Here is an 11,215-nt window from a genome sequence, read left to right on the forward strand (position 1 = left end):
CAAGTATACCTATGCTGAACTAAAATTAGTAATTAATTCTATAAAAACTTAAACCAGTATATCAATTAAACTATGGAACTGAAATACTGGTTTTGATTTAGTAATAAAATTATTTTTTGATTATTAATTTCTTTGTAACACTTCTGTCATCTGAGATGATGTTCAATAGGTATACACCATTTGCTAGATTTGATATATTTAAACTATTGTTTCTAGACAGTTTTATATTTATTTTTTTTCCAGAGATATCGTATACTTCTACTGAAGTAATTGTAAGACCATCATTAGATTTTATATTTACAATTTGACTTGCAGGGTTTGGGTATAGTAATACTTCCATTCTGATTAATTGTTCTACAATATCTAAAGTGAGTGCAGTAGTATAATTATTAACTGCAAATCCGTCACCATTTCCGCCATTAAAGAGAACTAACATAAGTCCTGACAAGTAATTATTAGGTTTAAAAGCACTAGTAAATCCATCACCAATTCCACCTTTAAATAAATCACTCATAAATCCTCCTAGGAGCAAGCCAAAAGTTTGTTCATTATCAGATCCATCTCCATTATTACCAGAAAATAGTATAGTTAAATCTTGTCCGTTGAGAACTGTTTGATAATCGCTTTGAGAAAATCCATCACCAGAATTCCCATAATACAAACTGTTTATTTTACTTCCTGAGAGAGTTAATGCTGTAGTTTTTTGAGTAAAACCATCACTAGACTGACCATTGTATATGTCAAAGATTGTATTTGAAAGAATGAGTTGATTATTTTGCATATCAAATCCGTCACCCGAACTACCTTGATAGAGTACTGAAAAAGATGCAATATTTCCGTTTAATCTACTTCCAGTTAATGTAGACTGATCGCTCCCATCTTCTGACCCACCAAAATATTGTGCATTTGCCAGACTAGAGATTAGAAGTATTATTATATATATTTTATTTGCCATGATTCATTCAATCTAATTAGCAGATCTTACACCTCTGAAGCCTATCCTGCTATTTGATCCACTGAAGCCATTAGCTGCATCATTCCTATCAGAAACTCGTATAAAATCTGCTTGATTTATATATGATCCGCCTTTGAATCCCCAACCTTCATTACTTAAAGGCCAAGTACTAACATTGGCCAAACCTGCATTTGAAAGAATGCCATCTCCGTTAATGTTTGATAAGTTTCTTCCTTCAGGGTTTCCTACAGAAATGCAGCGTTCATATAGATTACCGCTCAATTCCATAATTCCATAATAGCTTCCTCCAGTTTCTTCCCTAGTTTTATTGATGGCACTAGCAGCGAAAATACCACACCTTTTTGGCCCGCTAAGAGTACCGTTTGTTGTGACATATACCATGTTGCCTGTTCCTGTTTCAGGATTGGTGACTAATTCATTGGGTTGTGATTCATTGATATAGTTATATTCATTAATTGATACGTTAGCATTTCCCCAAGCAAATTCGCCAGCTTTTGGAGCTATTGGTCCTCTGCATGATTTTTCATACTCTAATTCAGTCATAGGTCTAAGTCCAGACCAATCCAAATATGCAGCTACTCTAAGATTTGTAACATAATTTAATGGTATGTCAGGATTAGTAGTTGTAGCATTGGCAGTACCATCTATCCATGAAACTGCATTTCTACTAAATTCATCATCAGAATTTTTCCCTATAATACCAGTAACATCATTCTCAGTTTTTTGAGTTTCAGTTAGAGTGTTAAAAAAGCTGACCCATTGACTTTGACTCACTTCATATTTCATACAATAAAAGGCATTAAAGCCTTTAGGAAATTCTGTTGGTATAGGACCTAATTGATCTCCAGGGCTTCCCATAGCATTATCATAGTAAAGATTTCCAACACTATTAGAAACGGTTATAGCATTTTCAGAAGATACATTATAAGGTATGTTAGGTAATGAGGAGTAAAATTTACCAATCTCATCTCCTGTTGTTCCACCAACACCAAACTCACCTTCAGGAACGTAAACCATTTCAATTGCAAATACTTGTATATCTATTATATCATTGGTGTCAATAGCTCCATAATCCCATCGTAAGCGCATGTTTTGTAAGTTTAAATCACCACTGCCATCGCCATCTCTGTAAACAAATGCTCCAGTTCCATCACTCGAAACATCAATAATGCTACCTGTAGCAGCAACAAAATCTGAAGAATTTAATTGCGCGTGTATCCAATCTCCACTGTTTACACGATATTTGATAAATACCCAAGCAGCATCCCAATTGGATGGACCTGCACTTAATCGCCAGGAATTTTCCCAGCTTAAATCAAATTCGACCTGAACCCAATTAGGGTCATTTAAGTTTTCTAATGAAATATTACTAACATTAATGTTGTTAGCATTAGAAAACCAGAAAGCAATACATGATAATAATAATGTGATTTTTGATTTCATAATTTTGAAGTTTTAATTGTATGCTTTGGTGTCTTTATTTAAAAGATGTAAACATGTTCTTTTAAATTTTTTCAAAATTATCTTATACTACAGTTAGCAGATATCACATATGTAAAAAAGAGTGCCACATATGTAACATTAGGATAGATGTAATTTGAAACAATAATATAGTCACCATCTATAGTGTTTCAAATCATATAACAATTGTTTCGTTAGTATTATTTCACCACCACAACTGTTAAACAAGTGTCGATGAGTGTCTTTAAGTTGTCTATTTATAGGTGATATTTTAAATAGAATTGTATAGATGGGAAAGAACCATTTCTATTAAGGAGGAAAATATATTGTTGGTATAAAAAAAGACCCAACTAAATGTTGAGTCTTTTTAATAATATGATTTTTAATTGTTTACCCTTTAATTATTCCTCTAGAAATAACAATTTTCTGAATTTCAGAAGTTCCTTCATATATCTGAGTGATTTTTGCATCACGCATTAAACGCTCAACATGATATTCTTTTACAAAACCATTTCCACCGTGTATTTGAACTGCTTCAACAGTATGCTCCATAGCAACTTTACTTGCATATAATTTCGCCATTGCACTAGACATGTCATAATTATTGCCTTGGTCTTTATCCCAAGCAGCTTTTATTACCAACATTCTTGCAGCTTCAATTTCTGTGTGCATATCAGCCAATTTAAAAGCAATAGCTTGATGATTACAAATCTCAGTACCAAAAGCTTTACGTTCTTTAGAATATTTTAAAGCTAGTTCATAGGCACCTGCTGCAATACCTAATGCTTGTGATGCAATGCCAATTCGTCCTCCAGAGAGGGTTTTCATAGCAAATTTAAAACCAAATCCATCTTCACCGATTCTATTCTCCTTAGGTACTTTTACGTCATTAAATTGAAGTGTATGCGTATCACTGCCTCTAATTCCTAATTTGTCTTCTTTAGGGCCAATATCAAATCCAGGCATTCCTTTTTCTATAATAAAAGCATTAATACCTTTGTGTCTTTTTTCTTTATTGGTTTGAGCGATAACTAAATAAACATCAGAACGACCTCCATTTGTAATCCAATTTTTAGTTCCGTTTATGACATAATGGTCTCCCATATCAATCGCAGTTGTTTTCTGTGAAGTAGCATCACTACCAGCTTCAGGTTCACTTAAACAAAATGCACCAATACTTTCTCCTGTGGCTAACTTGGTTAGATATTTTTGTTTTTGCTCTTCACTTCCATAAGATTCAAGCCCATAACAAACCAATGAATTATTAACGGAAACCATAACTGAAGCGGATGCGTCAATTTTAGATAATTCTTCCATAATTAATACATAAGAAATAGCATCCATACCACTTCCTCCATATTTTGGATCTACCATGATTCCTAGGAATCCAAGCTCACCCATTTTACGGACTAATTCATCCGGAAACGTTTGTGCATTATCACGTTCTATAACACCAGGTAGTAATTCGGTTTGTGCAAAGTCTCTAGCTGCATCACGAATCATTAAATGTTCTTCTGTTAAGTTAAAGTCCATAAAAAATTTTAATTAATGATTTGATAAAAAATTCAAGCAAAGATAAAGTTTTCTTACGGTATTTTCAATAAGTAATATTATTTTTACTAATATGATAAAATCTATTTATAAGGTTATAGCAGTAATGTCAGGAACGTCTCTTGATGGTATTGATATCATAGATGCTTCTTATATATATAATAAAGGTTGGGAATTTGAAATCCATCATTCCGAAACTATAAAATATTCACAGGATTGGAAATTGACTTTGAGTCAATTAGTAAACAAATCTTTAGACGAATTACAAAGAATAGATAAATCATATTCTGAATATTTAGCAACTGTAATTTTAGATTTTATAAAAGAAAATAACCTTGAAACAATTGATTTTATAGCTTCTCACGGACATACTGCTCTACATCAACCTATAGAGGGTTTAACTTTTCAAATTGGTAACCAACAAATTTTAGCAGATATATTGAATACTAAAGTGATATGTGACTTTAGATTGCAAGATGTAGAATTTGGTGGACAGGGAGCACCTTTAGTTCCTATTGGTGATCGATTATTGTTTCATAATTATGACTATTGTTTAAATTTAGGAGGCTTTGCTAATATTTCATTTGAAGATCATTCTGAAAGAATTGCGTATGATATTTGTCCTGTAAATATTGTGTTGAATCACTATGTTTCAAAGTTAAACTTAGAATACGATGATAAAGGCCAATTAGCTTCTAAAGGAGCGATTAATGAAGAATTGTTATTTAAATTAAATAAGCTTGCTTTTTATGATCAAAGACCTCCAAAATCACTAGGTCTAGAGTGGGTAGAAACGAATGTTTTTCCTTTAATTGAATCTTTTAATCTCCAGATGGAAGATGTTCTTAGAACTTTTGTAGAACATGTTGCTTTTCAAATTTCAAATATCCTTAATAAGGATGGAACGGATATTTTAGTTACAGGAGGTGGTGCTTACAACGATTTTCTTATTGATAGAATAAAACAGCTTTCAAAATCTGAAATTATAATCCCAAAAAATGAAATCCTCGAGTTTAAAGAAGCTTTAATTTTTGGACTTTTAGGGATTCTAAAAGAAAGAAATGAGGTGAATTGTTTAAAGAGTGTTACAGGTGCAAAAAGAGATCATTCTTCGGGTAAAATATTAATTCCTAAAAATCATGTTTAATTTATATTAAGCCTTGATTGTTTTTTATATTTGTTACAACTAATTAAACAACAAAAAAGTGATAAAAAAGTTACTTCAAACCTACGAAAATAAGCCGCCAGAAATTGTATTTCATTGGAATGATTCCGAAACAGATGCAGAAGGTTGGACAGTAATCAACTCACTTAGAGGTGGTGCTGCTGGTGGAGGAACACGAATGCGCAAAGGCTTAGATAAAAATGAAGTATTATCCTTGGCAAAGACTATGGAAGTTAAATTTACGGTTTCAGGTCCTGCAATAGGTGGTGCCAAGTCTGGTATTAATTTCGATCCACAAGATTCAAGAAAAACTGGTGTGCTAGAGCGATGGTATGCAGCTGTATCCCCATTATTAAAAAGCTATTATGGCACAGGCGGAGATCTTAACGTAGATGAAATTCACGAAGTAATTCCAATTACTGAAGAAAGTGGAGTTTGGCATCCTCAAGAGGGTGTTTTTGAAGGTCACTTTAAACCAACAATAGCTGATAAAATTAATAGGATTGGTCAGTTAAGACATGGAGTAATTAAGGTGATTGAGAACACAAAATACTCACCAGATGTAAGTAAAAAATATACTGTCGCAGACATGATTACTGGTTTTGGTGTTGCAGTTGCGGCAAAGCATTTTTATGATATCAATAGCGATTCTATAAAAGGAAAGCGCGTTGTTGTCCAAGGCTTTGGAAATGTTGGTGCAGCTGCAGCCTTTTATTTTGCTCAAATGGGAGCTAAAGTAGTTGGTATTATTGATAGAGTTGGTGGATTAATTAATGAAGAAGGATTCTCATTCAAAGAAATTACAGATTTGTACCTTAATAAAAAAGGAAATACACTTGTAGCTGATAACTTAATACCATTCACTGAGATTAATAAAAGGATATGGTCATTACAGACCGAAGTTTTTGCACCTTGTGCAGCTTCGAGATTGGTTACAAAAGATCAAATTGACCAAATGATAGAGACAGGACTCGAAGTTATTACTTGTGGTGCCAATGTACCTTTTGCAGACAAGGAAATATTCTTTGGGCCAATAATGGAGCATACGGATCAGAAGGTGAGCTTAATACCAGATTTTATTTCAAATTGTGGTATGGCAAGGGTTTTCGCGTATTTTATGGAACGTAAAGTACAAATGACAGATGAAGCTATTTTTAAAGACACTTCTCGTGTGATTAGAAAAGCATTAAAAGAAGTACATAAAAATAATTCAACAAAGATTGGTATTAGCGAGACAGCCTTTGAGACTGCGCTAAAACAATTAATCTAAATACCCCTTAATATGGAAACCGTTATAATTCTCGTTTTTGTTTTTGGTTATCTAGCCATAACTTTAGAACACAATATTAAAATAGATAAGTTAATTCCGGCTTTGGTGATGATGGCTATAAGTTGGGCTTTAATTTCTTTAGGTATTGATGACTTTTCACAATGGTTCGATTCGGCTAAACATAGCTTAATGGATAACTTTGGTTTACTTCCACACGAAGAAAAAATGCATTTGATGGAGGAAACATTATTACATCATTTGGGTAAAACTGCTGAAATATTGGTGTTTCTATTGGGAGCAATGACCATAGTTGAGATTATAGATTATTTTGATGGGTTCTCTACCATTAAGAATGCTGTAAATTTTAATAGTAGGAAGAAGCTTTTATGGATGTTTTCTATACTAGCATTTATACTTTCTGCAATTATTGATAACCTAACAGCAACGATTGTTTTAATATCAATACTTCAAAAAATAGTAAAAGACAGAAGTATTAGAATTTGGTATGCAGGTTTAATTATTATTGCTGCAAATGCAGGTGGAGCATGGTCTCCAATAGGTGATGTAACAACAACAATGCTTTGGATTGGTGATAAAGTTTCTACAGGAAAATTAATAATTTATTTATTTATCCCATCACTGCTTTGTATGATTGTACCAACTTTTGTAGCGTCACTACTTCAGCCATTTAAAGGTACTCTAGAGTTGCAAGAAGCAGATAACAAACCAAAAAACAAGTTTAGTTCTACAATGTTATTTTTAGGATTAGGTGCGATAATTTTTGTTCCAATATTTAAAGTAATTACACATTTGCCACCATATGTTGGTATGATGCTTTCACTAGGTGTTGTTGCTATATTCGCCGAAATTTATAGCAATTCGAAATTTGCAATTTCTACAATAGTATCTGATGAGCATCATGAACATGCAAGTCATAGTCCAGTACATTACTCATTATCTAAAATTGAATTACCAAGTATATTGTTCTTCTTAGGAATCTTAATGGCAGTAGCTGCTTTAGAATCTTTAGGAATTCTATTTGGTTTTGCAAATACACTTCAAGATACTATGCCAATGCTTGGAACAGAATTGCATGCAGAAGGAGTCTCGGATTTAGTAGTTTTATTACTAGGAGTTGGTTCTGCAGTGATAGATAATGTACCATTAGTTGCGGCTAGTTTAGGTATGTTTTCTGAACCGTTGGATAATGAATTGTGGCATTTTATTGCTTATTCAGCAGGAACAGGTGGAAGTATGTTAATCATAGGTTCTGCTGCAGGTGTAGTTGCTATGGGAATGGAAAAAATAGATTTTTTCTGGTATTTAAAAAAGATATCATGGTTAGCATTAATTGGCTTTTTAGCTGGTGCAGCTGCCTTTATGGTAACAAGAGCAATATTCTAAATATACTTAAGTAAAAAACTTAACGTTATAATTTAGACAAACTTTAAAATTAAAAACTTATCGTATGATATTACTAAGTAATATTCAAGATGGAACAGAAGTTTTAACTGATGGTGAATCAGTTGAAAAAACCTTATCCATAATAGAATTAATCACAAGTGGAGGAACTTCAGGAATAGTAATTATTCTTATTCTCTTCCTTCTTTTAATTGTGGTAATCTATATTTATTTTGAACGCATATTTGCTATTAAAGCTGCGTCTAAAGCAGATTCAAATTTCATGAATCAGATTAAGGACCATGTTAGTAATGGTAAGATTGACTCCGCTCAAATGTTATGCGCACAGGTTAATTCACCTGTCTCACGATTAATTGCAAAAGGAATTACAAGAATTGGAAAGCCTTTAGAGGATATAAACACAGCAATTGAAAACGCAGGTAAATTAGAAGTTTACAGTTTGGAGAAAAACGTAAGTGTATTAGCTACTATATCTGGAGTTGCACCAATGATTGGATTCTTAGGAACTGTAGTAGGTATGATTCTTGCGATTTTCGAATTGGCCAATGCAGGTGGATCTATTCAAATGGATGTTTTAGCAAGTGGATTATATACTGCGATGACGACAACTGTAGGAGGACTAATAGTTGGTATTGTTGGTTATGTAGCTTACAATCACATTGTAGTGAAAACTGATAAGGTGGTTCACCAAATGGAAGCCAATTCAGTTGAATTCTTAGATCACTTAAACGAACCTATCTAATATGAACATTAGAGGAAGAAATAAAGTAACACCAGAATTCAATTTCGCATCTATGACGGATATTGTGTTCTTGTTATTAATCTTTTTTATGATAGCTTCTACCTTAGTAAGTACTAACGCTATTGATATTATTTTACCTAAGGCTAGCGGAAAGACTGAGAATAAAAAGTCTACAGCAGTTAGTATTAAAAAAGATTTGACCTATTATATTGATCAAAAACGTGTAGGAGAAAGCGTTTTAGAAAGCCAATTGAAATCGATAATGGCTTCGCAAGAGTCTCCAACAATTGTATTGAGAGCTGAAAAATCTGTACCTGTTGAAAATGTAGTGAAGGTTATGGATATTGCAAATAGAAATAAGTTTAAAGTGATATTGGCAGTGCAACCAAACTAAATGGCATTGTTATTGAAACTATACTAATAAAAGTATAATAAAGTGAAATATTTAGATACCAAACACAAACGTAATTCTGCAAGAATCACAGGGCTTATTGCACTGATTCTACTCTTGCTTTTGTTTGTTGTTGGACCTCAATATATGGATCCGCCAGAAGAGTATGGCGTTGCTGTTAACTTTGGAACTACAGATTTTGGAAGCGGGAACAAACCATTAAGCGAACCCAGAAAAGCAGTTGAAGATAAAGTTGTTGAAGAATCTCAACCTGAAGAATCAAAAGTTGAGCCAACTGAGACTGATACAAAAGCTGAAGAAGTAATAACTGCAGAAAATGCAGAAGCTATTGCAATAAAAAAGCAAAAAGAAGCTGAAGCTAAAGTTAAGGCAGAAGCAGAACGTGTAGAGCGTGAAAAACAAGAAGCTGAAGAAAAGAAACGTCGTGAAGAGGAAGAGAAAAAGAAAAAACTAGATAATCTTATAGGTGGAGTAAAAAACTCTGACGGAAATACTGATGGTGGTGAAGGGCCAGATAGCCAAGGAGGAAATAAAGGACAGTTAGATGGTAGTCCTTATGCGCCAAGTTATTTTGGAGGTTCTGGACCAGGAAAAGGTGGAGTTGGTTTTGGTTTAGGAGGGCGAGGTAAAATTTCGAATAAAAAATTTAAGCAAGAGTGTAATGTAGAAGGTCTTGTTGTTGTTGAAATTAGAGTTAATAGAAATGGCAAAGTTATAAAAGCTACGCCTGGAATTAAAGGTACTAACGGAACGAGTTGTTTGTTTGAAGCAGCAAGAAAAACTGCTTTGTCGTTTAAGTTTACTCCTAATAACGATGCACCAAATATACAAGTTGGCTTTGTAAGTATTAACTTCGCTCTAGGTCAATAATTCATGAATTATCAAGATACTGTAAGTTGGATGTTCCAACAATTACCAATGTATCAGAATAAAGGCAAATCTGCTTTTAAAAAAGATTTATCCAATACACTTAAACTTTCTAAGCATCTAGATCAATCGCAAGAACGATTTAAATCAATTCATGTTGCAGGTACAAATGGTAAAGGTTCTACCAGTCATATGCTGGCTTCAGTACTGCAAGAAGCTGGTTATAAAGTTGGTTTATATACATCACCTCATTTAAAAGATTTTAGGGAGCGTATTAGAATAAACGGTAAAGTTGTTAGTAAGCAATTTGTTATAGGTTTCATAAAACGAAACAAAACCTTTTTCGATGTAAATAGCTTGTCGTTTTTTGAAATGACAGTCGGCATGGCATTCGATTATTTTGCAAAACAAAAAGTTGATATTGCTGTTATTGAAGTAGGGTTAGGAGGAAGATTAGATTCTACAAATATCATTACACCAGAATTATCTATAATTACAAACATAGGTTTTGATCACACACAATTTTTAGGTGATAGATTAGAAGATATTGCAAGAGAAAAGGCAGGAATCATTAAAGAAAATTTTCCTGTAGTTATTGGTGAAACACATTCTGAAACTGAAACTGTTTTTATACAAAAAGCTAAATTTACTAATTCTAAAATTTACTTTGCTGATCAATTGGTTAAGGATATTTATGATAGTGATTTAAAAGGCTCTTATCAGATACATAATGTAAAAACGGTAATTCAATCTGTTGAAATTTTGCGACGTTCAGGATTTAAAATTGCAGAATCAGAATTAAAGAAAGGTCTTCTAAATGTTACAAAAAATACTGGTTTACAAGGACGTTGGCAAGCTTTAGCAACACAACCAATGATTATATGCGATACTGCACATAACAAAGAAGGATTGACTTATGTAATGCAACAACTACAATCTGAAGTATTTGATATGCTTCACATTGTTTTTGGTGTTGTTAATGATAAGGACTTAAATTCAATAATTCCTTTGCTTCCAAAGAATGCAACCTATTATTTCTGTAAGCCAAATGTACAACGTGGATTAGAGGCTAATAAATTGAAAGCAGTTTTTAGAGAGAATGGTTTAATTGGTCTATCTTATAATAGTGTTAATGAGGCGCTTAATTATGCAAAATTGAATGCTAATAAAAGCGATTTAATTTATGTAGGTGGTAGCACTTTTGTTGTGGCTGAAATAATTTAATTTTTTTGTAAAAAATCTTTTGTGATATTAAAAACTAGTCTATATTTGCAGTCCTTATAAATAGGGCGACTAGCTCAGTTGGTTCAGAGCACTTGGTTTACACCCAAGGGGTCAGGGGTTCGAAT

General features: G+C 33.0%; 10 protein-coding genes. 7 read left to right on the top strand and 3 right to left on the bottom strand.

All coding sequences use genetic code 11. The annotated features are described in order from the left end of the window. Positions 1-109: 109 nt before the first annotated feature. From QZZ53_RS15145 to QZZ53_RS15155, 3 genes are all read right to left on the bottom strand, one after another. A complete protein-coding gene (locus QZZ53_RS15145; RefSeq protein WP_296386228.1) occupies positions 110-955 on the bottom strand; it encodes a T9SS type A sorting domain-containing protein in 846 nt (281 codons plus the stop codon). 12 nt (positions 956-967) lie between these two features. Then, positions 968-2,419, bottom strand: a complete 1,452-nt coding sequence (locus QZZ53_RS15150; protein ID WP_296386230.1) for an SUMF1/EgtB/PvdO family nonheme iron enzyme — start codon at positions 2,417-2,419, stop codon at positions 968-970. Positions 2,420-2,827: 408 nt separating this feature from the next. After that, a complete protein-coding gene (locus QZZ53_RS15155; protein ID WP_296386232.1) occupies positions 2,828-3,970 on the bottom strand; it encodes an acyl-CoA dehydrogenase in 1,143 nt (380 codons plus the stop codon). Between the two features lie 91 nt (positions 3,971-4,061). Between QZZ53_RS15155 and QZZ53_RS15160 the strand changes: the two genes are divergently transcribed. The 7 genes from QZZ53_RS15160 (at position 4,062) to QZZ53_RS15190 (ending at position 11,090) form a co-directional block, all read left to right on the top strand. After that, positions 4,062-5,135: an anhydro-N-acetylmuramic acid kinase gene (locus QZZ53_RS15160; RefSeq protein ID WP_296386235.1), complete on the top strand. Its 1,074-nt coding sequence runs from the start codon at positions 4,062-4,064 to the stop codon at positions 5,133-5,135. Between the two features lie 61 nt (positions 5,136-5,196). Next, on the top strand, positions 5,197-6,423 hold the full coding sequence (locus QZZ53_RS15165; protein WP_296386246.1) for a Glu/Leu/Phe/Val dehydrogenase dimerization domain-containing protein: 1,227 nt from the start codon (positions 5,197-5,199) through the stop codon (positions 6,421-6,423). 12 nt (positions 6,424-6,435) lie between these two features. Further along, positions 6,436-7,827 carry a sodium:proton antiporter NhaD gene (nhaD, locus tag QZZ53_RS15170; protein ID WP_296386237.1) on the top strand — a complete coding sequence of 464 codons (1,392 nt, stop codon included), beginning with the start codon at positions 6,436-6,438 and terminating at the stop codon, positions 7,825-7,827. A 64-nt stretch (positions 7,828-7,891) separates the two neighbouring features. Then, positions 7,892-8,587: a MotA/TolQ/ExbB proton channel family protein gene (locus QZZ53_RS15175; protein ID WP_296386239.1), complete on the top strand. Its 696-nt coding sequence runs from the start codon at positions 7,892-7,894 to the stop codon at positions 8,585-8,587. Between the two features lies 1 nt (position 8,588). Then, on the top strand, positions 8,589-8,981 hold the full coding sequence (locus QZZ53_RS15180) for a biopolymer transporter ExbD (protein ID WP_296386241.1): 393 nt from the start codon (positions 8,589-8,591) through the stop codon (positions 8,979-8,981). Positions 8,982-9,023: 42 nt separating this feature from the next. Next, positions 9,024-9,869: an energy transducer TonB gene (locus tag QZZ53_RS15185; RefSeq protein ID WP_296386243.1), complete on the top strand. Its 846-nt coding sequence runs from the start codon at positions 9,024-9,026 to the stop codon at positions 9,867-9,869. A 3-nt stretch (positions 9,870-9,872) separates the two neighbouring features. Then, positions 9,873-11,090 carry a folylpolyglutamate synthase/dihydrofolate synthase family protein gene (locus QZZ53_RS15190; protein ID WP_296386245.1) on the top strand — a complete coding sequence of 406 codons (1,218 nt, stop codon included), beginning with the start codon at positions 9,873-9,875 and terminating at the stop codon, positions 11,088-11,090. The last annotated feature ends 125 nt before the right edge of the window (positions 11,091-11,215 follow it).

The sequence above is a fragment of the Winogradskyella sp. genome (assembly GCF_016744625.1).
GTDB lineage: Bacteria > Bacteroidota > Bacteroidia > Flavobacteriales > Flavobacteriaceae > Winogradskyella.